At 75.0% G+C, this 23,135-nt stretch carries 21 protein-coding genes; 13 read left to right on the top strand and 8 right to left on the bottom strand.

What is annotated here, in order from left to right:
• The first annotated feature begins 110 nt into the window (after positions 1-110).
• Entirely contained in the window at positions 111-998 is an 888-nt protein-coding gene (locus C5N14_RS10160) for a peptidoglycan DD-metalloendopeptidase family protein (protein WP_117667834.1), read from the top strand.
• Here C5N14_RS10160 and C5N14_RS10155 read toward each other — a convergent pair.
• The 3 genes from C5N14_RS10155 to C5N14_RS10145 are packed head-to-tail and all read right to left on the bottom strand — an operon-like array spanning position 976 to position 2,597.
• Positions 976-1,740, bottom strand: a complete 765-nt coding sequence (locus C5N14_RS10155) for a class I SAM-dependent methyltransferase (RefSeq protein WP_117667833.1) — start codon at positions 1,738-1,740, stop codon at positions 976-978. The genes C5N14_RS10160 and C5N14_RS10155 overlap by 23 nt on opposite strands.
• A 51-nt stretch (positions 1,741-1,791) precedes the next feature.
• Entirely contained in the window at positions 1,792-1,983 is a 192-nt protein-coding gene (locus tag C5N14_RS10150; protein WP_117667832.1) for a DUF397 domain-containing protein, read from the bottom strand.
• Entirely contained in the window at positions 1,974-2,597 is a 624-nt protein-coding gene (locus C5N14_RS10145; protein ID WP_371685827.1) for a DUF5753 domain-containing protein, read from the bottom strand. Before C5N14_RS10145 ends, C5N14_RS10150 begins: the two co-directional genes overlap by 10 nt.
• Positions 2,598-3,035: 438 nt before the next feature.
• On the opposite strand from C5N14_RS10145, the gene C5N14_RS10140 reads away from it, so the two are divergent.
• The 5 genes from C5N14_RS10140 to C5N14_RS10120 all read left to right on the top strand — a co-directional run bounded on the left by C5N14_RS10140 (position 3,036) and on the right by C5N14_RS10120 (position 10,893).
• Complete coding sequence (locus tag C5N14_RS10140) at positions 3,036-5,804, top strand: LuxR family transcriptional regulator (protein ID WP_117667831.1); 2,769 nt, start codon at positions 3,036-3,038, stop codon at positions 5,802-5,804.
• 46 nt (positions 5,805-5,850) lie between these two features.
• Positions 5,851-6,372, top strand: coding sequence for a hypothetical protein (locus C5N14_RS10135; RefSeq protein ID WP_117667830.1), 522 nt, complete (start codon positions 5,851-5,853; stop codon positions 6,370-6,372).
• A gap of 31 nt (positions 6,373-6,403) precedes the next feature.
• Positions 6,404-7,009 carry a hypothetical protein gene (locus tag C5N14_RS10130; RefSeq protein WP_117667829.1) on the top strand — a complete coding sequence of 202 codons (606 nt, stop codon included), beginning with the start codon at positions 6,404-6,406 and terminating at the stop codon, positions 7,007-7,009.
• Positions 7,010-7,026: 17 nt separating this feature from the next.
• Positions 7,027-8,412: a hypothetical protein gene (locus C5N14_RS10125; protein WP_117667828.1), complete on the top strand. Its 1,386-nt coding sequence runs from the start codon at positions 7,027-7,029 to the stop codon at positions 8,410-8,412.
• A gap of 138 nt (positions 8,413-8,550) precedes the next feature.
• Complete coding sequence (locus tag C5N14_RS10120; RefSeq protein WP_243639396.1) at positions 8,551-10,893, top strand: flippase-like domain-containing protein; 2,343 nt, start codon at positions 8,551-8,553, stop codon at positions 10,891-10,893.
• Between the two features lie 37 nt (positions 10,894-10,930).
• Here the strand turns inward: C5N14_RS10120 and C5N14_RS10115 are convergent, their stop codons facing one another.
• Positions 10,931-11,200 carry a metal-sensitive transcriptional regulator gene (locus C5N14_RS10115; protein ID WP_117667870.1) on the bottom strand — a complete coding sequence of 90 codons (270 nt, stop codon included), beginning with the start codon at positions 11,198-11,200 and terminating at the stop codon, positions 10,931-10,933.
• A 141-nt stretch (positions 11,201-11,341) separates the two neighbouring features.
• Here C5N14_RS10115 and eccB point away from each other — a divergent pair, with 141 nt between their 5' ends.
• Positions 11,342-12,715 carry a type VII secretion protein EccB gene (eccB, locus tag C5N14_RS10110; protein WP_117667826.1) on the top strand — a complete coding sequence of 458 codons (1,374 nt, stop codon included), beginning with the start codon at positions 11,342-11,344 and terminating at the stop codon, positions 12,713-12,715.
• A 34-nt stretch (positions 12,716-12,749) separates the two neighbouring features.
• Here the strand turns inward: eccB and C5N14_RS10105 are convergent, their stop codons facing one another.
• Together C5N14_RS10105 and C5N14_RS31720 are read right to left on the bottom strand one after the other, a co-directional pair.
• Positions 12,750-13,361: a bifunctional 2-polyprenyl-6-hydroxyphenol methylase/3-demethylubiquinol 3-O-methyltransferase UbiG gene (locus C5N14_RS10105; RefSeq protein WP_117667825.1), complete on the bottom strand. Its 612-nt coding sequence runs from the start codon at positions 13,359-13,361 to the stop codon at positions 12,750-12,752.
• 61 nt (positions 13,362-13,422) lie between these two features.
• Entirely contained in the window at positions 13,423-13,605 is a 183-nt protein-coding gene (locus C5N14_RS31720) for a hypothetical protein (RefSeq protein WP_128763547.1), read from the bottom strand.
• Between the two features lie 46 nt (positions 13,606-13,651).
• Here C5N14_RS31720 and C5N14_RS10100 point away from each other — a divergent pair, with 46 nt between their 5' ends.
• Both C5N14_RS10100 and C5N14_RS10095 read left to right on the top strand, forming a co-directional pair.
• Complete coding sequence (locus C5N14_RS10100; RefSeq protein WP_371685826.1) at positions 13,652-15,022, top strand: hypothetical protein; 1,371 nt, start codon at positions 13,652-13,654, stop codon at positions 15,020-15,022.
• Positions 15,023-15,339: 317 nt separating this feature from the next.
• Positions 15,340-16,110, top strand: coding sequence for a VOC family protein (locus tag C5N14_RS10095; protein WP_117667824.1), 771 nt, complete (start codon positions 15,340-15,342; stop codon positions 16,108-16,110).
• 55 nt (positions 16,111-16,165) lie between these two features.
• Here C5N14_RS10095 and C5N14_RS10090 read toward each other — a convergent pair whose 3' ends face one another.
• The gene (locus tag C5N14_RS10090; protein ID WP_243639394.1) at positions 16,166-16,582 is read right to left on the bottom strand and encodes a GNAT family N-acetyltransferase; all 417 of its coding nucleotides are present in this window, start codon (positions 16,580-16,582) and stop codon (positions 16,166-16,168) included.
• A gap of 248 nt (positions 16,583-16,830) precedes the next feature.
• Here C5N14_RS10090 and C5N14_RS10080 point away from each other — a divergent pair, with 248 nt between their 5' ends.
• Together C5N14_RS10080 and C5N14_RS10075 are read left to right on the top strand one after the other, a co-directional pair.
• Positions 16,831-17,271, top strand: a complete 441-nt coding sequence (locus tag C5N14_RS10080; protein WP_117667822.1) for a hypothetical protein — start codon at positions 16,831-16,833, stop codon at positions 17,269-17,271.
• Positions 17,272-17,333: 62 nt separating this feature from the next.
• A complete protein-coding gene (locus tag C5N14_RS10075) occupies positions 17,334-18,062 on the top strand; it encodes a class I SAM-dependent methyltransferase (RefSeq protein WP_117667821.1) in 729 nt (242 codons plus the stop codon).
• A 56-nt stretch (positions 18,063-18,118) separates the two neighbouring features.
• On the opposite strand, the gene C5N14_RS10070 is transcribed toward C5N14_RS10075, so the two are convergent.
• The gene (locus C5N14_RS10070; RefSeq protein ID WP_117667820.1) at positions 18,119-18,799 is read right to left on the bottom strand and encodes a CBS domain-containing protein; all 681 of its coding nucleotides are present in this window, start codon (positions 18,797-18,799) and stop codon (positions 18,119-18,121) included.
• Positions 18,800-19,108: 309 nt separating this feature from the next.
• On the opposite strand from C5N14_RS10070, the gene C5N14_RS10065 reads away from it, so the two are divergent.
• Together C5N14_RS10065 and C5N14_RS10060 are read left to right on the top strand one after the other, a co-directional pair.
• Positions 19,109-19,450: a DUF2267 domain-containing protein gene (locus tag C5N14_RS10065; RefSeq protein WP_117667819.1), complete on the top strand. Its 342-nt coding sequence runs from the start codon at positions 19,109-19,111 to the stop codon at positions 19,448-19,450.
• A gap of 331 nt (positions 19,451-19,781) precedes the next feature.
• A partial coding sequence (locus C5N14_RS10060; RefSeq protein ID WP_117667818.1) for an AMP-binding protein occupies positions 19,782-23,135 on the top strand: 3,354 nt, incomplete at its 3' end.

Genomic DNA, 23,135 nt, shown 5'->3' with positions numbered 1-23,135 from the left:
CGCGCCCACGGCTCCGTCCGGGCCACGGTCCCCGGCCGACCGGGGACCGCACCCGCGACAACGCAATGACCCTGGTCAATGATCACCTGCGACCGCACGGAGGAACGATTATGGACCCTGAATTCCCGTCCGGCTGCTGCGGCGGTAAGGAGGACCGGACGCCGGTCGGGCTCAGCCGCCGTACGCTGCTGCGCGGCACCGCCCTGAGCACCGGCGCCCTCGCCGTCGGCGGTGTCGTCGGCCTGCCCGGAATCGCCCACGCCGCGCCGGCGATCTACAACCCGTTCACCGGTTACCCGATCACCGGAACCTGGCAGGACCACCTCGACAGCGGCTCGCTCGGCGGCATCGACTTCGGGATGGGGGTCGGCACCAACCTGCCGGCCTGCGGCGCCGGCACCATCCAGAACATCCCGAACAACGGTACGGGCGGGCACACCGTCACGATCTACCACGCGGACGGATACCGCAGCCAATACATGCACCTGTCGCAGTTCCTGCTGGGCAACGGTGCCGCGGTCGGCGCCGGTACGATCGTGGGACGCTCGGGTGGTGCTGTCGGCGCCCCCGGCTCCGGCAGCTCCACCGGCCCGCACCTGCACTGGCACATGATCAACCCGAGCGGGGTACGCATCAACCCGCTGACCTACGTCGGCCAGAACCCAGGTGGCGGTGGCCTGCCCAAGACGTCGACCGAGCAGGACGGCATCCCGGGCCCCATCTTCTACAAGCGAATGCAGAACTGGCTGCGGATCACCTCGGGCTACACCGGCCCGATCGACGGCGTACCCGGCGTGAACACCTACGCGGCACTGCAACGGGCCATGCGCGGCTACGGCTACACCGGCCCGATCGACGGTGTACCCGGAACCAACACCTGGAAGGCGGTCCAGCGACTCGCCACCGGGTGGGGATACACCGGCCCGATCGACGGAGCGATGGGACCGAACTCCTGGCGGGGCTTCGCCCGGTTCCTCAACCAGAACCAGTGGGACTGACCCGCGACGCCGGCTTCTCCCAGATCGAGACGTGCCCGGTGCTCTCGTGGGTGAAGGGCTCCCCGGCCCAGCCCGCCCAGCGGTCGCGCAGGCGTAGCCCGGCGAGCTGGGCCATCAGGTCCAGTTCGGCGGGCCACACGTACCGGAAGGGGATCGAGCGGAACTCGCCGCGCCCGTCGACCACCTTGACGTAGTTCGAGATGGTCGCCTGGGTCGCGGTGTCGTAGACGTCGTACGCCCACCGGGTCGGGCCGGTGTGCCACAGCACGACGTTCTCGCCGGGCGGGAGTTTGCGCAGCAGCGGCACCTCCACCTCGACGACGAAGCAGCCGCCCGGCGCGAGGTGCGCCGCGACGGTGCGGAAGCAGGCCACCTGCTCCGCCTGGCTGGTCAGGTTCATGATCGTGTTGTAGACCAGGTAGGCGAGCGAGAACGTCCCGGCCACCCTGGTCGTGGCGAAGTCGCCGATCGTCACGCCGATCGCGTCGCCGCCGGGCTTGGCGCGCAGCCGGGCCACCATCGCCCGGGACAGGTCGACGCCGTGCACCGGCACCCCGCGACCGGCCAGCGGCAGCGCGATCCGTCCCGTCCCGACGCCCAGCTCCAGGGCCCGGCCGCCGCCGGCCAGCTCCGCCAGCACGTCCACCGTGGCGGCCACCACGCCCGGGTCGAACCGCTCGTCCGCCGGGTCGTCGTACCTCGCCGCCACCCGCTCCCCGAAGTACCCGTCCCCGTCGTCCATCGGCGGACCGTACCGCGACCGTCTCCCGGGACGCCGGGAATTACCGGCGGGTCAGCTCCGGCCGGCGACCCGGGCGACGAAGGTGCGCCACGCCGCCGGGGGGAAGGTGAGGGCCGGGCCGGTCGGGTCCTTGCTGTCGCGTACGCCGACGACGCCCGGGAGGTTGTCGGCCACCTCGACGCAGTCGCCGCCGTTGCCGCTGCTGCGGCTGCTCTTGTGCCACCGCGCGCCGGTCAGGTCCATGTCTGCGCCACCTCCGTGATCAGGTCCACCGACTGCCAGTGGGACAGCGCCTCGCCGCGCACGTTCTCCCACGCCCCCAGTATCGCCGCGATGTCGTCCGGGTCGCTGACCACCTGTCCCTGGAGCTGGTTGTCCAGGTAGCCGGCGAGCCGGTGGTCCACGCTGGCCGCGATGACGAACGGCCCGTTCAGGCCGGCGTACGCGCCCACCCGGGACGGCACGACGTGCACCCGCACGTGCGGCTGCCCGCACGCCGCGACCAGGGCGTGCAACTGCCCGCGCATGGTCTCCGGACCGCCGACCGGCCGGCGCAGCACCGCCTCGTCGACGACGGCGGTGAACTGCGGCGGGTCGTCGCGGCGCAGGATGTCCTGGCGGGCCAGCCGGGTGGCCAGGTGCCGCTCCACGTCGCCCAGGGCGATCAGGCCGGTGCCGCCGAGCACCGCGCGGGCGTACGCCTCCGTCTGGAGCAGGCCGGGGAGCACCATGGACTCGTACCAGCGCAGCGAGACCGCCTCGCGCTCGATCTCCTGCCACGGCCGGAACCAGATGGGCTCCCGACGTCTCGAAGTGTCCGCTGACCATACCCCTACGCCCTGTATCTGGATCGTCACGCGCGACAGGGTTTCTCCGCAGAGGACGGCGCGGCCGGTGGAGGCATAGGCCCGGCGGTCGCGCCGTCGGCCGCCCCGCGCACCCGGCGCGGGGCGGCCCCCAGCGGAGTCGAAAGGGGAGAGCCACGCCGCACAGGTCAAGCCGGCACCGGTCGCGCCGTGGATCGCGCTGCGGATGCGTACGCTGCCGTGAGTACCGGGCAGGAAGCCACCGCCGCCGCAGCCGCCGCCCGCCCCGGGCGTGCTGCACACCCGCTTCCTCGGCTGGCTGTCCCCCCCGGCAACGCCCGGACGAACCAGCTCCACCGCAGCGGCGAACCCGTCCGGAATGAACCGGGACACGGCGCGCGGGCGGGACGCCGACCTCGTCCGCCGGGCCTGGGCCGGTCAGCCGTAGGCGGGATTCCCACCGTTCGCGGCGGGTGCCAGACTTCCCCCATGCGGCACGGCGTCGTCGGGCGGGACGAGGTGTTCGACCAGGCCTGGCGGCTGCTGGGCCGACCCGGACCGGTGCTGCTGGAAGGGCCCGCCGGCATCGGCAAGACCGAACTGTGGCGCGCGCTGGTCGCCGAGGCGGCACACGCCGGCTGGCTGGTGCTGAGCTGCGCGCCCACCGAGGCCGAGACCGAGCTGCCGTACGCCGCCCTGGCCGACCTGCTGGGCCCGCTCGCCGACCGGGTGGCCGAGCTGCCCCGGCCGCAGCGGGTCGCGGCCGAGGTGGTGCTGCTGTCCGGCGACGCCGACGAGACGGTCGACGTACGGGTGGTCGGGGCGGCCACCCGGTCGCTGCTGGAGGCCGCGACGGCGGCGAACACCCACCCGGCGGTGCTCGTCGCGGTGGACGACGCGCCCTGGCTGGACCGGCCCAGTGAACGCGCGTTGCGGTTCGCGCTGCGCCGGGTGACCGGCCTGGCCACCCTGGCGAGCCGCCGGCCCGGCGGGACCGCCCCCGGGGAGGTGCCGCTCGGGCTCGACGAGGGCCGCGACGGTGGTCGGCTCGGCCGGGTCGAGGTGCCTCCGCTCGACGTCGGCGCGCTGCACCACGTCCTGCGGGAGCGGCTCGGCGTCACGCTCAGCCGGCCGATGCTCGTCCGGGTGGCCCGGGAGGCCGAGGGCAACCCGCTGCTGGCCATCGAGGTGGTGCGCGCCCTGCAACGCCTGCCGCGCCAGCCCTCGCCCGGTGAGGACCTGCCGGTGGCGGCGTCCATGCACCACCTGCTCGCGGACGTCCTCGCCGGGCTGCCGTCGGAGAGCCGCGCCGCGGTGCGGCTGGCCGCGCTGCTGACCGTGCCCGCCGTCGTCGACCTGGCGGCGGCGGGGGTGTCCACCGCCGCGCTGGACGCGCCCGAGGAGGCCGGGCTGCTCGTCGTGACGCCGACCGGGGTGCGGTTCACCCACCCGGTGTACGCGGCGGCGGTCCGGGCCGGCATCCCGCCCGGGGTCCGTCGCCGGCTGCACCGGCAGCTCGCCGGCCTGGTCACCGACCAGGACGAGCGGGCGCGGCACCTCGGGCTCTGCACGACCGATCCCGACCCGACCGTCGCGGAGACCCTTACCGCCGCGGCCGGCCGGTGGCACAGCCGGGGCGCGCCCGACTTCGCCGCCCAGCTCTACGAGCGCGCCGCCCAGCTCACCCCGGCCGACGACCGGGACCGGCTGGGCCACCGGCGGCTGGCGGCGGCCCGCTGCCGGTTCGACAGCGGGGACTTCCCGGCGGCCCGCACCGCCGCCGACGCGGTCGCGGCCGAGTTCACCGATGACGTACGGGCGGAGTCGCTGCTGCTGCGCGCCGTGGTGGCCTGGTGCGGCGGTGAGGCCGGCCGGGTGGCGGTGGACAACGGCACCCGGGCGCTGGCGGCGGCCCGGCCCGGCTCGGCCCTGGCCGGCCGCATCCACGCCCACCTCGCCGTCTTCGACGACCGCCCGGAGCAGGGCCGGGCGCACGCCGAGGCCGCCGCCGTGCTGCTGGACGGGCGCGACGACGACCACGAACTGCTCGCCGCCGCCCTGGTCCTGCTCTTCTTCCAGGAGGTACGGCTGGGCCGGGCGCCGCGCACCGACCTGCTGGACCGTGCCCTGCGCCTGGAGGGCGACGAACCGGCCTGGCTGGCGGGCACGGTGCCCGCCATCTGGTGGAAGGCGATCGACGACGCGGAGCGGGCCCGGCGGCGGCTGCACCGGATGCTCGGCCGCGCCGAGGCCCGGGGCGACGAGCCGCTGCAACACGAGCTGCTCTCCCACCTGGGCGAGGCCGAGCTGCTGGCCGGCCGCTGGGCCGAGGCCGAGCGGCACATCACCGCGGCCCGGGAACTCGGTGACCAGCTCGGCACCGGCCTGGTCGGCGAGACCTGGCTGGCCGGACTGCTCGACGCGCACCGGGGCCGGCTGGCCGAGGCGGCCCGGGTGGCCGAGTCCGGCCTGCGGCTCGCCGACGAACTGGACGACGACTGGTGCCGGCGGATCCACCAGCAGCTTGCCGGGTTCGTGGCCCTAAGCGCCGGCCGGATGGTGGAGGCCGCCGCCGCGTACTCCAGCCTGGCCGCGACGATCGACGGGACCGGCCTGGTGGAGCCGCTCGCCATGCGGTTCGAGCCGGACTGGATCGAGGCGTGCGTCGGAGCGGGGGATCTCGACCGGGCGGCGGCCGTGCTGGACCGGTTGACGGCCCGGCACCACCGGTTGCCGCGGCCCTGGACGACCCTGGGCTCCGCCCGGGCCCGGGCGCTGCTGGACAGCGCCACCGGCGTCGACCCCGGCGACGCGCTCGACGCGCTGGCGGCGGCGCGGGACGCCGTGCCACCGGCGGTGCTGCCGCTGGACCGCGCCCGCTGCCTGCTCGTCGCCGGGATCGTGCACCGCCGGTCCCGCCGCAAGCTGCCGGCCCGGCAGGCGTTGGAGGCGGCGGTCGGGGAGTTCACCGCGATCGGCGCGGCGGCGTTCGCGGACCGGGCCCGGGCGGAACTGGCCCGCGTCGGTGGCCGCCCGCCGACGCCCCGGCACCTCACCGCCACCGAGGAGCGGGTGGCCCGGCTCGCGGCGCGCGGGCGGACCAACCGGGCCATCGCCGACGAGCTGTTCGTCAGCCCGAAGACCGTCGAGGCGAACCTCGCCCGGATCTACCGCAAGCTCGGCATCACCACCCGAGCCGAACTGGGCGCCGCCATGACCAGGGGCGACGCGCCGACCATGGGCGACGTCGGCGGATAGGGAAACACCCGATTCCTCGCCGCCCGCGGCGGCCTAACCTCGGCCCATGACCGTGCGCCGTCTGCTCGTACCCGTGTTGTGCTCGTTCCTGTTTGTCCCGCTCGTCGCGTGCGGCGCCGAGGACACCGGCGGCACCGACCCGGCCACCGGGGCGGGCGTGGAGGTGAACGCCGGCGGGGACGTGGCGGACGCGCCCGCGCCCCCGTGCCCGTTCACCGCGACCCGGGTGTCCGAGATCGTCGGCCAAGCCATGGTCGACCAGGGCAACTGCTCGTTCGGGGACGGCAAGGGCGTCGCCCAGCTCACCGTCACCACCGCCTCCCGGCTGGCCGGCGGCAGCACCTACGACTACCAGCGGAACCAGGCCACGAAGGTGTACCGCGAGGTGACGGACGTCGACAAGGGGGAGAAGGCGTACCTGGCGGTCAAGGACATCGAGGCCGAGGCCGTCGTGGTCAGCGGCACCGGCAGCTACACCGTGATCCTGAGCAGCTTCGAACGGCTCGGCGCCAGCCCCGACGGGTACGAGCGGACGCTGCGCGAACTGCTCGACGCCCTCCCGCTGTGACGCCGGTCCAGGACAGGAAAGTGAACCCACGATGACGTATCCCGCAACCTCCCGGCGGCGCACCGGCCCCGGCCGCGCCGTCGCCGTCGCCGTCGCCGGGCTGACGGTCACCGCGCTCGCCGGCTGCGGCATGATCGGCGTCGGCGGAGCCGGCGACGGCGGGGCCGCCCCGGCGGCGGGCGGCGGCCCGGGCCTGGCGGCCACCCCGACGCCGGGCGGCGACCCGCTGCCCACCGCCACCTCGCAGGCGCCGGAGGAACCGCCGGCAGCGCCCCCGGTCGACGCCTGCGACCTGGTGTCCAAGCGGGAGGCCGAGAAGCTGGCCGGCACCCCGCTCGACGACCCGGTGGCGATCCGGGAGACCTGCACCTACACCGGACCGGTCACCGGCCCCACCGCCCAGGTGGAGGTGTTCGTCGGCGACGGCGCGAAGAAGTTCCTCGACATCGAACGCGAACTCGGGCACGAGTTCACCCCGATCGCCGGCGCGGGCGACGAGGCGTACGCGGAGGACGGCACCGTCTTCGTCAACAAGGGCGGGGTGTGGGTCTCCATCCGGCTGGTCCGCACCGACGACCCGGCGAGGTACCGCAAGCCCCTGGCGGACCTGGCCCGTACGGTCGCCGGCCGGCTCTGAGCTGCGGGGGAGTCGACGTGCCGGCATCCGGGACCCGGCGTGGCCGCGCGACGGCGGCGCTGCTCGCGGCGGTCCTGCTGCTGCCCGCGGCCTGCGGTCGGTCGGGACCGGGCCCCACGCCACCCGGCCCACCCGCCACCGGCGACCAGCGGTACGGGGCGGCGCCGGCCCGCGATCCGCAGGTGACCTACCAGCCCGACGTGGTGTTCGTGGGCGGTGGCGGCGGGTCGGTGCGGGGCCTGTCCGACGACGCGCTCACCTGGCGCATCGATCCCGCCGCCAGCGGCGCCGACCAGCTCGCCCGGGGCCGGGTCATGTTCCTCACCGGGCGGGCGGTCGGGCGGGTGCTGGACGTTCGCCGTGACGGGGACGACCTGGCGGTGACCCTCGGGCCGGTGGACATCACCGAGGTGATCCGCGACGGCACCTTCGCCGGCGACCGCCCGGTCTCCCTCGACTCCCCGACCCGGTACGACGCGGGCACGCCGTTCTGGGCGGAGTACGACGCCGAGTCGGGCGCGGGCGGCGGCGGGCGCATGATGCCCGTGGTGGCCCGGCGGCGGGCCGCCGGCTTCGCGGTCACCCCGGTCTGCTGCGCCGACGGCGTCGGCGCGCGGTTCAGCTACGACGGCGGCGGGATCCGCGTCGCCGGCACGGTGACCCTGTTGATGAAGAGCCCGTCGGCCCGGTTCCACCTGGAGATCCGGGGCGGTGCGGTACGTCGGGCGGAACTTCGGATCGCGGGCATGGCCGGGTTGCGGATCGAGATCGCGGGCGCCACCGACGCGGGGCGCAACATCAACAAGCGGATCCCGATCCCGCTGGACTTCAGCGTGCCGGTCGGTGAGATCCTCGGCGTGCCGTTCTCCGTCACCGCCAACCAACTCGTCGGGGTGCAGACGGCGTTCAGCTCCCGGGACGGCAACATCAAGGCGGCCGGCGAGTGGTCGCTGGGCGGCGACCTCGGGTTCGGCTACGCCGACGGCGCGTTCGGCGTCACGAAACCCTGGAACCTCACCGTCCGCAACAGCATCACCGACTCGATCTACGGCCCGTCGGTCGGGGTCAGCGGGATCATCGTCCACTACCAGGCGGCGTTCCGGGTCGGCCTGGGCATCCTCGGCTTCACCTCCGGGCTGTACGCCACGGTCACCGCCACGGCGGGACTGACCGTCGGCTCCGCCCTGGGCGCGCCGATCGAGCTGTGCCGCAGCACCCAGCTCGGGCTGTGGCTGGACTACGGCGTCGGCTACCGCATCCCCGCCGGCCTGGTGAAGGTGATCAACGCCTTCCTGGACCTGGTCAACGCCGGACCGATCGAGGAGAAGGCGGGCATCGGCCGGGTGGACAACGTCTTCAACAAGCTGGACGTCCAACCGGACGTGAGGATCTGTCGCGGCTGACGGCCCCCGCGCACGCCGTACGCCGTTCGGCCCGGCGGCGCGGGGAAACGGCCGTGCCGGAGCCCACCCGGGCCGTAGGGTCGATCCACAGGCCCGGAGCCGGCTCCGGGGAGCGACCGTCGGAGTCGAGGACTGGTGATGGCCCGGACGCACCGCCCGTCACCGGCGCTGCTGGTCAGCCTGGTCACCTCGACCGGCCTGCTGGTCGCGGTGAGCCTGGCGGTGCGCCACCACCCGGTCGCCCGCTGGGAGCGGGACCTGTTCACCCTGCTCAACCGACTGCCGGCCGGGCTGACTCCCGGGCTGGTCGTGGTCATGCAGCTCGGGTCGTACGTGGCCGTCTTCGTCGTCGCCGCCGTGGCCGCGCTCATGCGGCGCCTCGCGGTCGCCCGCGACCTGTTCCTGGCCGGCAACCTGGCGTACTGGCTCGCGGTGCTGGGCAAGGCTGCGGTGGCCCGGGAGCGACCGACGGCGCTGCTGGCCGACGTACGGACGCACGACACGATCACCGGAGCGTTCGGCTACCCGTCCGGGCACGTCGCGGTCGCCTCCGCCCTGTGCCTCGTCACCGCCCGCGCCGTCGACCCGCGCTGGCACCGACCGCTGTGGGCGGTGATCGTCCTGGTCGCCCTGGCCCGCGTGCACGTCGGGGCGCACCTGCCCGCCGACTCGGTCGGCGGGTTCCTGGTCGGCTGGCTGGCGGTGTGCCTGACCCGCCTGATCGTCGGCGAGGTCGGCCCGGAGCGGTCCACCTCGCGGCTGCGCCGGGTGCTCGCGCGGCGCGGGATCGACGCCGTGCGGCTGGAACCGATCACCGGGGACGCCCGTGGCTCACGGCCCTGGCGGGCGGACACCGCCGACGGCCGCCGGATGTTCGTGAAGGTGACCGGTGGTGAACAGCGCGACGCCGACTGGGCGTACAAGTTCTACCGGCGACTGCGCTACCGGCATGTGGCGGACGAACCACCATATGCCACTGCGAAGCAGAAGAACGAGCACGAAACCTACCTGGTCCTGCTGGCGCAGCGGGCCGGGGCGCGCGTGCCCGCAGTCGTCACCACCGCCACCACCGAGGGCGGTGACGCCCTGCTGGTGCAGGAGTTCGCCGACGCCCCCGCGCTGGACTCGGCGATCGGACCGCTGCCGCTCGCCGCGGTGGCCGACGTCTGCCGACAGGTGGCGCTGCTGCACCGCGCCGGGATCGCGCACCGCGACCTGCGCGCGGCCAACATCCTCGTCCGCGGCCGGACCGTGTACCTCGTCGACTTCGGCTTCGGCGCCGACAACGCCTCGACCGACCAGCAGTCCCGGGACGTCGTCGAGCTGCTGGTCACCCTCGCCAGCCGGGTCACCCCACGGGCCGCGGTCGACGCGGCCGTCGTCCAGTTCGGCGGCGGGCCCGTCGCCGACAGCCTGCCGTACCTACAGAAACCGGTGCTCTCCCGGGCGGGACGGAGCACGCTACGCCGGTTCCCCGACCTGCTGGACCAGGTACGCGACGAGATCCTGCGGCACTACCCGGCCCGCGACGACCGGCTGGCCCGTGTCGTGCGCGTCAGCCCCCGCGGCATCGGGCTGCTGCTCATCCTCGGCCTGCTCGTACACCTCCTCCTTCCCCAGGTCGGGCAGGTACGCACCGCCCTGCGCCTGATGGCCCACGCGAACCCGGCGGCCGTCGCCGCGACCCTGCTCGCCTCCGGGGCCACCTATGTGCTCAGCGCCGTCGTGCTGCGTCTTGCCGCCGCCGACCGGATTCCGCTGGGGGAGGCGACCGTCGTGCAGGTCGCCGCGTCCTTCGCCAACCGGCTGGCCCCGGGCAGCGTCGGCGGTGCCGCCCTGAGCCTGCGCTACCTGCACCAGAAGGCGATCCCCACGGCAGAGGCGGCCACCGCCGTCGCCGTGTCCCGGGTCGCGGGCGTCGGCTCCGTCGTGCTGCTGCTGCCCGTGCTGCTGCCCTTCGCCCGCGAGCCCGCCCGCACCCTGACCCACGAGGCCAGCGCCAGGGCGCTGCCCATCCTGCTGACCGTCGTGGCGGTGCTGCTGGCCGCGGCGGCGGCCCTCGCCATCCCCCGGCTGCGCCGGCAGGGACGCGCCGCGGTCGGTCAGGTGCTGTCGGCCCTGCGCGCCCTGACCCGCCAGCACCGGCTGGTCCGGCTGGTCGTGTCCTCGCTCGCCCTCACCCTCTGCTACGGCGCCAGTCTCTACCTCGCGGTGCTCGCCGTCGGCCAGCCGGTCGACTTCACGCTGCTGCCCCCGGTGATCCTGGTGTGCGTCGTCGGCGAGGGCGTCGCCTCCGCCGCCCCCACGCCCGGTGGGCTCGGGGCGACCGAGGCGGCGCTCGTGTCCGGGCTGCTGCTCTACGGGCTGACCGCGGAGACGGCCGTCGCGGCGGTCCTGATCTACCGGCTCGCGACGTTCTGGCTGCCCGCCGTCCCCGGATTCGTGGCCCTACGGGTGCTCGTCCACCGGCGGCTGGTGTGACCGCAGGAGACCCGCGCCCGGCTCGGGCCGCCGCCGGTCAGGACAGGGCCAGGAAGAGCTTCTCCAGCTCCTCCTCGGTCATCTCCGGCTCCTCGCCGCGGTCCCGGGCGGCGGTGCAGTGCCGCATCCCGGAGGCGATCAGCTTGTAGCCGGCCCGGTCGAGGGCCTTGGAGACGGCGGCGAGCTGGGTCAGGGTGGCCCGGCAGTCCTCCCCCGACTCGATCATCTCGATCACGGCGTTGAGCTGACCCCGGGCCCGCTTCAGGCGGGTCAGGGCGTCGGACGTCATCTCCGGTCGCAGCCTCACCACGTCACCTCCACGTCGAAGGTACCCCGGGGGGTAATCCGCCGGCCACCGGGCCGGCCCCTGCGGCCGGCGACGGAGGGTCTTCGAGGGATCGACGCAGCGCTTATCCTGTGCCCCGACCGACCCGTCGGAGGGGACCGCATGCCGTCGCGGCAGGACCAGCTTCACTCGTACCAGTTCACCGTCCAGCGGGCGGTGGCCGCCCTGGTGATGCGGGAGACGGACCCGGCGCGGTCCCCGTTCCGGCGGCTGGCCGGGGCCGGGCTGGCCAGCGTGCTGGTGGCCGCGATCACCCTGGGCGGCTTCGCCCTGTACGGCCTGTTCACCGGCGGCGGCACCAGGTGGCGCGACCCCGGCGCGGTGATCGTGGAGAAGGAGTCCGGCGCCCGGTTCGTCTACCGGGACCGCAAGCTGCACCCGGTGCTCAACTACGCCTCGGCGCTGCTGATCATCGGCGCCGAGCGCCCGCAGACCGTGTTGGTCTCCCGCCGCTCGATCGAGGGGGTGCCGCGCGGCCTGCCGCTGGGCATCCCCGACGCCCCCGACTCGCTGCCCGACCGGGCCCGGCTGTCGACCGCCCCCTGGACGGTCTGCTCGGTCGCCACCACCGAGGCCGAGCGGACCGCCCCCCGATCGGCGGTGCTGATCGGGGTGGCCGCCACCGGCGGCCGGGCCCCGGGCGACGACGCGGTCCTGCTCCGGCACCCGGACGGCGGCCTGCACCTGGTCTGGCACGCCCGCCGGTACCTGCTGCGCGACACCGCCCGGTCGCTCGCCGCGCTCGCCGCCACCCGGCAGCGCGCCGTGCCGGCCGCACCCGCCCTGATCGACAGCTTCCCGGCCGGGGCCGACCTCGCCCCGCCGGACCTGCCCGGCCTCGGGCGGCCCTCGGCCGGGGTGCCCGGCGCAGTGGTCGGCGACGTCTTCCTGATCCGCAACTCCGGCGGCGGGCGGCAGTACGCCGTCGCCCTCGCCGACGGCCTCGCCGGCATCACCGAGTTGCAGGCCAGCCTGCTGCTCGCCCGCACCGGCCAGGGCGAGCCGGCGGCGTTGACCCTCGGCCGGTTCGCCGCGCTGCCCAAGCAGCCCGACCTCGTGCCGACCGGGCCGGCCGCCCCGCCCACCAGCCCGCCCCGGCTGGCCGCCCCGGACGGCGGGGCGCTCTGCGTCGGGGTGGCAGCCGACGGGGAGGTGCGCGACCTGCGGCTCGGCGCGGCCGTGCCCGACCTGAGCGGCAGCCCGCGTACCACGGGCCCGGCGGTCGCCGACCACGTGGTGGTCGAGCCCGGGCACGGCGCTGTCGTGGAGTCGGCCGCCGCGCCGGGGGCCACCGGCGGCGCGGTGTCCGTCGTCACCGACCTCGGCCGGCGGTACGTGCTGGCCGACGCCGAGGTGCTCGGCATGCTCGGCTACCGGGACGTGACGCCCGTCCGGTTGCCGGCCGGCGTGGTGAGCCGGGTGCCCGCCGGCAGCCCGCTCGACCCGGCCGCCGCCCGCGCCGTCGCCGCCGGGTGAGGGCGAGCCACCCGTCGGCGCCTCGGGTGCCGGCTCACGCCGTAGCCGCCGGGCGGCGCAGCACGGTGACCGCGAAGTCGGCGTCGTCGGTCCAGGGGCGCAGGTCCCAGGTGGCGAAGCGGTGCTCCCGGCGCAGCCCGGCGGTCACCGCGTCGGCGTCGAAGTCGGCCAGCGGGTAGCCCCGTTCGGTGCCGAAGCCGACCACGACCACGCCGTCCGGGCGCAGGTGGGCGGCGACCCGGCGGAGCACCTCCGGCTCGGTGCCGGGGGCGACGAAGGCCATCACGTTGCCGGCCACCACGGCCGCGTCGAACGGCTCCGGCTCGCCGGCCGCCGGGAGGTCCAGCTCGGCCAGGTCGCCGACCAGCCAGCGCGGGCCGGGGTGGTCGGCGCGGGCGGCCTCGACCAGCGCCGGGTCGGCGTCCACGCCCACCACCGTGTGGCCACGGGCGGCCAGCGCCGCGCCGACCCGCCCCGTGCCGCAGCCGGCGTCGAGGATCCGGGAGCCCGGCGGCACCAGCGCGTCCAGCAGCCGGGCCTCCCCGGCCAGGTCGGCGCCCTCGGCCGCCAGGCGGCGAAACCGGTCGATGTACCACTGCGAGTGCTCGGGGCCGGTGTCGGTCACCCAGCGGGTCGGTCTGGCCATCACCCCACGCTATCCGGGGCGCGGACGGCCCGAGCGGCCACCCCCGGCTCGGGCCGCCGGGTCAGCCCTGCTCCACGCCGCTGGTCAGGCCCTCGGCGGGCAGCGGCAGCCCGGGCGCGACGGCATCGGCGGCACCCCCTGCGAAGGGTAGGTAGCTGATTCGTACCTTCAATTGATCAATTGCGAGACATCTGCTGATTTTTTGTTCGACACTGGAGCCCAGTGCTACCGGGATGTGACTCATGGTAAATCACCGTGCTCGGGCCCACCGAGCCGGAGCGGACGGCGGCGTGCGCGCCGGCGCCGCCGCCGACGGCGCGCCCCCGGGCGGGCCGCCCGGGGCCCGGGACCTCGGGGCGCTGCGCCGGCTGGCGGTGGCCACCCTCGACGGCAACTGGGAGCACGACCACACCGTCCCGTCACGCACCCTCTACCCGCACCAGTGGAGCTGGGACTCAGCGTTCATCGCGATCGGCCTGGCCACGGTGCGTCCCGCCCGCGCCTGGCGGGAGCTGCGCACCCTGTTCGCCGCCCAGTGGGCCGACGGGCGGGTGCCGCACATCGTGTTCAACCCCGCGCTGCGCGCCGGGTCGTACTTCCCCGGGCCCGGCTTCTGGGACTCCGCCCGCGTCCCGGGCGCGCCCGCCGTGGCCACCTCCGGCATCGTCCAGCCGCCCGTGCACGCCCTCGCCGCCTGGCTGGCGTACCGGCGGTCGCCGTCCGAGCGGGGCCGGGCGGAACTGGCCTGGCTCTACCCCCGGCTGGTCGCCCAGCAGCGCTACCTGACCGGCCGGCGGGACGTGGGCGGGGCGGGGCTGGCCTGCCTCGTGCATCCCTGGGAGTCCGGGCTGGACAACAGCCCCGCCTGGGACCCGCCGCTGGCTGCGGTGCCCGCCGACGTGGCGGTGCTGCGGGCGTACCGGCGGCACGACACCGTGCACGCCGACGCCGCGCACCGGCCCACCGACCTGGACTACGCGCGGTACGTCGCGCTGGCCGACGCCTACCGGGCGGGTCGGTACGGCGACGACGGGCTGGCCGGGCGGCACCAGTTCCTGGTGGAGTGCCCGCTGTTCAACACCGCGCTCGGGCTCGCCGAGCACGCCCTGGCGGCGATCGCCGGCGCGGTGGGCGGCGATCCCGGTCCGCACCGCGAGCGGGCGGCCCGGATCACCGCGGCCCTCGTCGACCGGCTGTACGACCCGGCGACCGGCGCCTTCCACCCCCGGGACCTGCGCGCCGGCCGGCTCGTGCCGGCCCGGACCGCGCTCGGCGTCGTCCCGCTGGCGCTGCCCGACCTGCCGCCCCGGCAGGTCGCCACGGTGCTCGCGGAGGCGTGCTCGCCCCGGTTCGGGCTGGCCGCGCGGATGGACCGGCCGCTGCCCAGCCACGACCGGACCGCGCCGGACTTCGAGCCGCTGCGCTACTGGCGGGGACCGAGCTGGCTGAACCTCGACTGGCTGCTGTGGCGTGGCCTGCGCACCCACCACCGGCTCGACCTCGCCGCCGGGCTGCGCGCGTCCATGGTGGACCTGGTCGCCACGGCCGGCTGCCACGAGTACTTCCACCCGGACACCGGCGTCGGCCTCGGCTCGCCCGCGTTCGGCTGGACCGCCGCCCTGCTGCTCGACGTCCTCGCCGCCGATCCGGCCGCCGACTGAGCCGCCGGCCGGTCCGTCGGCCGGGCCGCGCGGTCAGGCGGTCTCGGCGCGCGGCGTCAGCCGGTGGGGCCGCTCGCGCGCCGGTCGTCCGCAACCGGGACCGGCCGTTTGGCGGCGCCGGGCCCGGGTAAGCGCGGGCCCGGTCCGAGGACGGGGGGACGCGGTGCGGTATCCCCGCTTCGTCGACGCGGTGTCCCGGGGTGCCGGGATCCCGGTGGCGCAGGCCGCCGCGGTGACCGGCGCGGTGCTCGCGACGATGGCCGAACGGGTCGAATCCGGCCCGGCTGGCCCCAATGAGAGGAAGCGAAGCCGAAGCCATGACAGATATTCCACCGGGGGCACCCGCCTGGGTCGACCTGGTCACCACCGACCTCCCCGGCGCGGCGCGCTTCTACGCGCCCCTGTTCGGCTGGGCCGTCGCCGAGGCGGACCGGCAACCCGCGGCTGACGGTCACCTCGTCTTCCACCAGCAGGGCAAACCGGTGGCCGGTGCCGGGCCGGGGGCCGGCCCGCAACGCTCGCCTGCCTGGATGCCCTACCTGGCGACCGACGACGCCGAGGGGGCCTGCCAGCGGGTGACCGCCGCCGGCGGCCGGATCCTGACCGAGCCCTTCGACGTCCCCGGCTCCCGGCGGACGGCGCTCTTCGCCGACCCGGCCGGGGCGCCGTTCGGGGTGTGGCAGTCGCTCGGTATGCCGGGGGCCGAGGTGTTCGACGTGCCCGGCTCGCTGACCTGGCCCGAGCTGACCACGCGGGAGTGGGACCGGGCGAAGGAGTTCTACGGGTCGGTGTTCGGCTGGACGGCGGACGACCAACCGATGGGCCCGATCACCTACACCACCTGGCTGCTGGATGGCCGCCCGGTCGCCGGGATGATGCCCATGCTCGGCGAAGATTGGGGTGACCTTCCGTCGCACTGGATGGTCTACTTCGCGGTGTCGGACACCGACGCCGTCGCCGACGAGGCGCAACGGTTGGAGGGGCTGGTGTCCGTGCCGCCGACCGATCTGACGCGGGGCCGGTTCGCGGTGCTCACCGATCCACAGGGGGCGTTCTTCTCGATCATCGGGGCTACCTCGCCAGCCTGACCGTACGCGGCTCCGGTCACGTACCATGACGCCCGGTCGGCGGAAGACGAGTGCGTCACTGTCCGAGAGATTTGGCAAGAATGATCTCCAGCGGTTCGCCCGGTAGCAGGAGGCATCCGCGATCGACGTAACCCAGGCGGCGGTATAGATGCTGGGCTTCTTCGCTCGCCAGGGTTGATGTCATCACCGAGCCGTAGCCCGCTGCTCGCTGCTGATTCTCCCAGTGCTGGATCAGCCGCGTGCCGAGGCCCTTGCCGCGGTGCTGCTCGAGAACGAACAACATGTTCATGAAGGGGATCTCGTCCCAGAAGAGGCCCCACCTGAGCCATCCCTGGATGGACGTGTCTTCCACGGCAACGGTGACTCGACCAGCCTCGATGACCCTGTGGAGTTCCTGCCGGCCGACGTGAAGGTCCGCCTGGACGAGGAACGACACATCCCGATTGTCCGCCACGCGCAAGTCGATCGACATGGAAGGACGATGACACAGGCCGCCTGCGACCCGCGTTCGCACATCGGCAGAGTCGCTTGTCATGTTCCGGAGGCCATGTGGGCGGCCAGGATGTGGGTGGGGTGGCGGTCGAGGTTCTTGCGGGCGCGGTCGTAGCGCATCGTGGTGCGGGGGTCGGCGTGGCGTGCGGCGATCTGTTTTACGGGCTGGCGGCGCTCGCTGCGGCCGGGGCTGTCGTTCGCCGGGGGCTGACAGGCTAGTTTGCTCGGATGAGTCTCCTCGATGACGTCGCGCGGCGTGACAGTTGGCGATGCTGGGTGTGCGACGAGCCGGTCGACGCCGACATGTCGGTGAACGACCCGCGTGGTCCCAGCGTCGACAGCCGCACCGCCGACAAGAAGGCCAAGGTCGCCGAGCGACTCGCGCACCGTGCCTGCAACACCCGCAAGGGCGCGGTCAAGGTGGTCATCGCCTGGCCGGACCGTCTGCACGTGGTGGAGCCCGCGCCGCTGATCGCCGTCGCCGAGCGACTCGAACGCAAGGGTGGCCGCGAGCTGGTCGCCCGCTGTCCGAGCAAGAAGGACGCCCAGGAGGCGGCGGACTGGCTGGTCGACCGGTTCTCCCGGCTGGTGCCCGGACTGCCGGTGACCGCAAGCGTCGACGCAGGCGGGGGACAGTACCTCGTCGCCCTGGCCACCGGCCGCCGCTGACCGGTGGCCCTGGTCGGCGAATGTCCGTCACCGAAGCGCTTGATGGTGGAAATGGTCCCCGGATGCCCGATGCGATCTTTGCCCACCCCCTCCTCGCACGTGTCTACGACGCCTTCGATGGAGACCGCGACGACCTGGCCGCCTACCTCGCGATCGCCGGCGAGTTGACCGCGAGTCGGGTGCTTGACGTCGGTTGCGGGACAGGATCCCTGGCGATCCTGCTCGCTCAGCGCGACTATACGGTCGTGGGCGTCGACCCGGCCGAAGCCTCACTCAAGGTCGCGAAGCTGAAAGACCAGGCGGGGAGGGTCCGCTGGATCCACGGCGACGCCACGGTACTGCCGGCGCTCGATGCCGACCTGGCGACGATGACCGGGAACGTGGCCCAGGTCTTCCTTACCGACACCGACTGGGCGCAGACCCTCCAGGGCATCCACGCCGCCCTTCGCCCGAACGGCCATCTCGTTCTCGAAACCAGACGCCCCGAACATCGCGCTTGGGAGGAGTGGGCGGCGGACGGCGATCCGGTCACCCTCGATATCCCGGACATCGGACGGGTGGAACAGCGCCTTGAGGTCACCGACGTCAGCCTTCCCTTCGTCTCCTTCCGATACACCTACCGGTTCCTGACCGACGGCGAGATCGTCACGTCGGACTCGACCCTCCGGTTCCGCAACCACGACGAGGTCGAATCGAGCCTGGCCGCCAACGGCTACCGAGTCCTCGACGTGCGGGAGGCATCCGACCGCCCAGGTCGAGAGTTGGTGTTCATTGCCGAACGTTCGACCTGAGGCAGCCAGCCCGAGCAACCTGAAGGACCGGTCCGAGGCGGGAAACGGCCGGAGTGTTAGCCGGCTCGCAGCGTGCCCAGCGGGGCGTCGTCCACGGCGAACCCGAGCGCGTCGACCACCTCGACGACCCCGCTGACCTGGGCGGTGAGCCGCAGCGCGAGGTGCACCGTGGACCTCCGGTCGAGCTGGCCGGTGAGGGTGACCACGCCGTCGTGCACGGTGACGTCGACGGCCCCGTCCGGGACGGCCAGCACCCGGCGCAGCACCTCGCAGACCACGTCCCGGCGGATGTCGGCGTCCGGGCGCAGGTGCACCCGCAGCAGGTCGCCCCGGGTCACGATGCCCACCAGCCGGCCCAGGTCGTCCACCACCGGCAGCCGCTTGACCCGGCGGTCGGTCATCAGCCGCGCGGCCTCCACCAGGGAGGCGTCCGGAGCGACGGTGACCGCGGGCGCGGTCATCAGGTCGCCGGCCAGGGTCGCCCCCGCCTTGACCCGTGCCTCGCGGTGCCGCCGGCCGGGGAACACCCGCCGCTCGTGCGGCTGCCCCAGCAGCTCCACCTTGTGCAGCAGGTCCGCCTCGGAGACCACTCCGAGGACCCGCCGCGCGTCGTCCAGCACCGGCGTCGCGGTGACGCGCCGGCCGGTCAGCACGTCGACGATCTCCCGGTACGCCGTGCCCTCCCGTACCGCCGCGACGTCCGTCGTCATCACGTCCCGTACCTGCCACGTCCGCATGGTGACCTCCTCGTTCCCACCTCGACGGTAGGAGCGGGCCGGCCGGCTCGGGCAGGGCCGGGCGGCCCGCCGGGGCGGGGCCGGGGGCCCGGGCCGCCCGGACCGGAAGTCCCGGGGCGTACCGGGTGCGGGAAGGACTTTCGTCGATCGACCAACGACGAGAGGCAGGGGCGACGGCCGACCGCACCGGTCGCCCCCATGGCGCCGGCCGGTGCGCGGCCCGCGTGGCAGCCGGCCGGCCCGGCACCGACCGTTTGGCGACGGCGGGTCCGGGTAAGCGCGGGCCCGGTGCGAGGATGGGAGGGCATCGTGCGGTTTCCCCGTTTCGTCGACGCGGTGTCCCGGCGCGCGGGCGTGTCGCCGGCCGAGGCCGCCGCGGTGACCCGGGCGGTGCTGGGCATGCTGGCGCAGCGGGTCGAGGGCGGTCCGGAGCGCGGCGTCGAGGCGTCCGACGGTTCCGCCGAGGACTTCCTGTCCCGGGTCGGGGTGCGGGCGGGCGTCGACCCGGAGACCGCGCGGGCCGGCGCCGAGGCCGTGTTCGCCACCCTCCGGGAGACGATCACCGTCGGGGAGTTCCGCGAACTGGTGACGCGCCACCCGGACGGTTGCGACGGGGCCGTCGATCCGGCCGAGTCGCCGTACGATAACTGACGCCGACGGCGGGCGACGCCCTTCCTGAGCTGCCGTTCAGGGCCGGTCGCCTAGGAAAAACCCCTGCCTGCGGGGGTCTTCGCCGCAAAAACACTTGTGGGTACCTGTCTATTCCGAAGCTCCTCTATGCGCTAGGGGGATGATCGGGTGAACTTCGCCGACCTTCCCGGGTCGCCGCGTTCGGCCGTTCGGTCCGATCTCTGATCGATGATCTTGCCGCCCAGGTATCGAGTCCTATGCTGCATCCATTGTGAAGTCCTGGGGGGGATCGTGATCACAGTTACCCGATGCTGCGCGCCTGCCGGCGGTGCGCCGCCTCGCCGCGGCTGACATGGAAACGTACGCGGTCATCCATCGTTTCGCCGACCTGGCGGCCACGGTTCCCGAGCGGCCCGCCCTGCTCGGCGGGGCGAGTCCGGTCAGCTACGCCGACCTCGCCGCCGCCGCCGGGGGGCACGCCGCGCTGCTCACCGCCGCAGACGCCCGCCCCGGCCACCGGGTCGCCCTGCTCACCCCGCACGGCGCGCCGACCGTCGCGGCGCTCCTCGGCGCGCTCGCCGCCGGCTGCGCGTACGTGCCGCTGGATCCCGGCTTTCCCGTCGACCGGCTGCGGCACATGCTCGCCGCCGCCGACGTGCACGCCGTGCTGGCCGCCCCGGAGCACCGGGAACTGGCCGACCGGCTCGCCGCCGACCGCCCGGGCACCGCCGTGCTGACCACCGACGCGGTGACCCCCGCGCCGCTGCGCCCGACCCCGGTCGACCCGGACGCGCTGGCGTACGTGCTGTTCACCTCCGGCTCGACCGGGCTGCCGAAGGCGGTCGGGCAGACCCACCGCAACCTCGCCCACGTGGTCGACAACCAGATCGCCACCCTGGCCGTCGGCCCGGACGACCGGCTCAGCCTGCTCGCCTCGTTCAGCTTCGACGCGGCCATCCCCGACCTGTACCCGGCGCTGCTCACCGGCGCCGCCGTCGTCCCGGTCGACCTGCGTCGGCACGGCCTGGCCCACGCCGTCGACCAGCTCGTCCGGCACCGGGTCACCGTCTACCACTCCACCCCCACGGTGTACCGGTTCCTGCTCGACGCCCTCGGCGACCGGCGGCTGGCCGCCGTCCGGGCGGTGCTGCTCGGCGGCGAGCAGGCCACCTGCGCCGACGCCGCCCGGGGGCGGGACCGGTTCGCCCCCGACTGCGTCCTGGTCAACGGCTACGGCGCGACCGAGATGACGTTCGCCGCCCGGTACGCGCTGCCGCTGGCCGACGTCGACCCCGCCGCCACCGGCCCGCTGCCGATCGGCGCCGCCCTTCCCGGCTACGAGGTGGACCTCGCCGGCGACACCGGCGAGATCGTGGTCCGCGGCCGGCACGTCGCCCCCGGCTACCTCGACCGGGCCGACGACCGGTTCACCCGCGAGCCTGACGGGGTCTGGTCGTACCGGACCGGTGACCTCGGCGCGCGGCTGCCCGGCGGCGCTCTGGTCTGCCTCGGCCGCCTCGACCGGCAGGTCAAGGTGCGCGGGTTCCGGGTCGAGCTGACCGAGATCGAAGCCGTCCTCGCCGCCCAGCCCGGCGTCGGCGCGGTCCGCGCCATCGCCCGCGACGGCGAGCTGCTCGCGTACGCCCGGCCGGCCGGCGGGCCCCTCGACCCGGCGGCCCTGCGCGTCGCCCTCGCCCGGCGGCTGCCGGAGTACGCGCTGCCCCGGGCCGTCGTGGTGGTGGACGAGTTCCCGCTCACCGTCACCGGCAAGATCGACGAGCGCGCGCTGCCCGACCCGGCCCGGGACGTCCCGGCGGGGGAGGAGCCGGCCACCGCCACCGAGCGGGCCGTGCACGACATCTGGTGCGCGGTGCTGGGCCGACCGGCGGTCGCCCGTACCGCCAGCTTCTTCGACGTCGGCGGCCAGTCGCTGCTGCTCGGCGTGGTCCAGCAGCGGCTCGCCGAGCGGTTCGGGGTGCGCCCGCCCCTGCTGCGGCTGTTCGAGAATCCCACGGTCGAGGCGCAGGCCCGCCTCGTCGACGCCCCGCCGGTATCCGGCCGCGCCCCGGTCGGGCCGGCCCCGGCCGCCCCGGCCACCGCCGCCCGCGAGTACACCGGCGACGAGATCGCGGTGGTGGGGATGGCCGGCCGCTTCCCCGGCGCCCCGGACCTGGCCACCTTCTGGTGGAACCTCTGCGCCGGGGTCGACGCGATCCACGACCACACCGACGAGGAGCTGGCGGCCCTGGGCATCGGCCCACGGCTGCTCGGCGACCCCCGGCACGTCCGGGCCGCCGGCCGGCTCGACGACGTGGCCGACTTCGACGCCGACTTCTTCGGCTTCGGCGCGCAGGAGGCCGCCCGCACCGACCCGCAGCACCGGCTGTTCCTGGAGACCGCGTGGGAGGCCCTGGAGGACGCCGGGCACGACCCGTCGCGGTTCCCCGGGCTGGTCGGCGTCTACGCGGCCAGCTCCGCCAACCGGTACTTCCTGTTCCACCTCATGGACAATCCGGCGGTCGTCGGCGACGTCGACCCCGACGACTGGGAGGCCCGGCTGGTCGGCCGGCAGTCCACCGACCACCTGCCCGGCCAGGTGGCGTACCGGCTCGGGCTGACCGGGCCGGCGATGGCCGTGCAGAGCGCCTGCTCCAGCTCGCTGGTCGCGGTCTGCGTCGCCGCCCAGAGCCTCGCCGACTACCAGTGCGACATCGCCCTGGCCGGCGGGGTCAACGTGACCTGGCCCCGGTACCGGCACACCGCCGGCGGGATGGCCTCCCCGGACGGCCGGTGCCGGGCCTTCGACGAGGCCGCCAACGGCTCCGGCTTCGGCTCGGGGGCCGGCGTGGTCGCGCTGCGCCGGCTCGCCGACGCCCAGGCCGACGGGGACCGGGTCTACGCCGTGCTGCCCGGCTGGGCGGTCACCAACGACGGCGCCGACCGGGCCGGCTTCGCGGTGCCCGGCCCGGCCGGGCAGGCCGCCGCCGTGGCCGGCGCGCTCGCCGCCGCCGAGGTCGCCCCCGGCGAGGTCCGGTTCATCGAGGCGCACGGCAGCGGCACCCCGCTCGGCGACGCCCTGGAGGTCGCCGCGCTGCACGAGGTGTACGGGGGAGCCGCCCCCGCCGAGTCCTGCGCGCTGGGCTCGGTGAAGACCAACATCGGTCACCTCGACGCCGCCGCCGGCATCGCCGGGCTGATCAAGACGGTGCTCGCCGTCCAGCACGGCGTCATCCCGCCGAACCTGCACTTCACCCGGCCGCACCCGGAGATCGACCTGGCCAGCGGCCCGTTCCACGTGCCGACGAAGGCCCGGGACTGGCCGCAGGCGGCCCGCCGGGTGGCCGGGGTCAGCTCGTTCGGGCTCGGCGGCACCAACGCCCACGTGGTCGTCGAGCAGCCGCCACCGGTCGAGCCGGCGGACGCCCCGGACGCCCCGGACGCGGCGGAGCACCTGCTGCCGGTGTCGGCGCGTACCCCGGTGGCGCTGCGGGCGGCGCTCACCCGGCTGCGGCGGCACCTGGCCGGCGCGGCCCCGCCGCTGGCCGAGGTGGCCGCCACCCTCGCGCTCGGCCGCCGGGCCTTCGCCTGCCGGGCGGCGGTCGTGGCAGCCGACCTCGCCGACGCCCTGGCCGGCCTGGACGCCCTGCTCGCCGCAGACGCCCTGCCCGCTCCAGACGCCCTGCCCGCCGCGGACGGTCGGGTCGCC

Origin of the sequence: Micromonospora sp. MW-13, from assembly GCF_003434305.1 — a bacterium.
In the GTDB taxonomy this organism is placed as follows: domain Bacteria; phylum Actinomycetota; class Actinomycetes; order Mycobacteriales; family Micromonosporaceae; genus Micromonospora.
Note: the sequence above shows the minus strand (reverse complement) of the source record. Positions and strands in the feature narration are given on the sequence as shown.

Coding starts and splice junctions, on each gene's coding strand:
- C5N14_RS10105 (WP_117667825.1), bottom strand. CDS start 13,361: ATGGCCAGACCGACCCGCTGGGTGACCGACACCGGCCCCGAGCACTCG.
- C5N14_RS10130 (WP_117667829.1), top strand. CDS start 6,404: ATGACGTATCCCGCAACCTCCCGGCGGCGCACCGGCCCCGGCCGCGCC.
- C5N14_RS10140 (WP_117667831.1), top strand. CDS start 3,036: ATGCGGCACGGCGTCGTCGGGCGGGACGAGGTGTTCGACCAGGCCTGG.
- C5N14_RS31720 (WP_128763547.1), bottom strand. CDS start 13,605: ATGAGTCACATCCCGGTAGCACTGGGCTCCAGTGTCGAACAAAAAATC.
- C5N14_RS10080 (WP_117667822.1), top strand. CDS start 16,831: ATGAGTCTCCTCGATGACGTCGCGCGGCGTGACAGTTGGCGATGCTGG.
- C5N14_RS10160 (WP_117667834.1), top strand. CDS start 111: ATGGACCCTGAATTCCCGTCCGGCTGCTGCGGCGGTAAGGAGGACCGG.
- C5N14_RS10090 (WP_243639394.1), bottom strand. CDS start 16,582: ATGTCGATCGACTTGCGCGTGGCGGACAATCGGGATGTGTCGTTCCTC.
- C5N14_RS10120 (WP_243639396.1), top strand. CDS start 8,551: ATGGCCCGGACGCACCGCCCGTCACCGGCGCTGCTGGTCAGCCTGGTC.
- eccB (WP_117667826.1), top strand. CDS start 11,342: ATGCCGTCGCGGCAGGACCAGCTTCACTCGTACCAGTTCACCGTCCAG.
- C5N14_RS10070 (WP_117667820.1), bottom strand. CDS start 18,799: ATGCGGACGTGGCAGGTACGGGACGTGATGACGACGGACGTCGCGGCG.
- C5N14_RS10135 (WP_117667830.1), top strand. CDS start 5,851: ATGACCGTGCGCCGTCTGCTCGTACCCGTGTTGTGCTCGTTCCTGTTT.
- C5N14_RS10155 (WP_117667833.1), bottom strand. CDS start 1,740: ATGGACGACGGGGACGGGTACTTCGGGGAGCGGGTGGCGGCGAGGTAC.
- C5N14_RS10150 (WP_117667832.1), bottom strand. CDS start 1,983: ATGGACCTGACCGGCGCGCGGTGGCACAAGAGCAGCCGCAGCAGCGGC.
- C5N14_RS10075 (WP_117667821.1), top strand. CDS start 17,334: ATGCCCGATGCGATCTTTGCCCACCCCCTCCTCGCACGTGTCTACGAC.
- C5N14_RS10095 (WP_117667824.1), top strand. CDS start 15,340: ATGACAGATATTCCACCGGGGGCACCCGCCTGGGTCGACCTGGTCACC.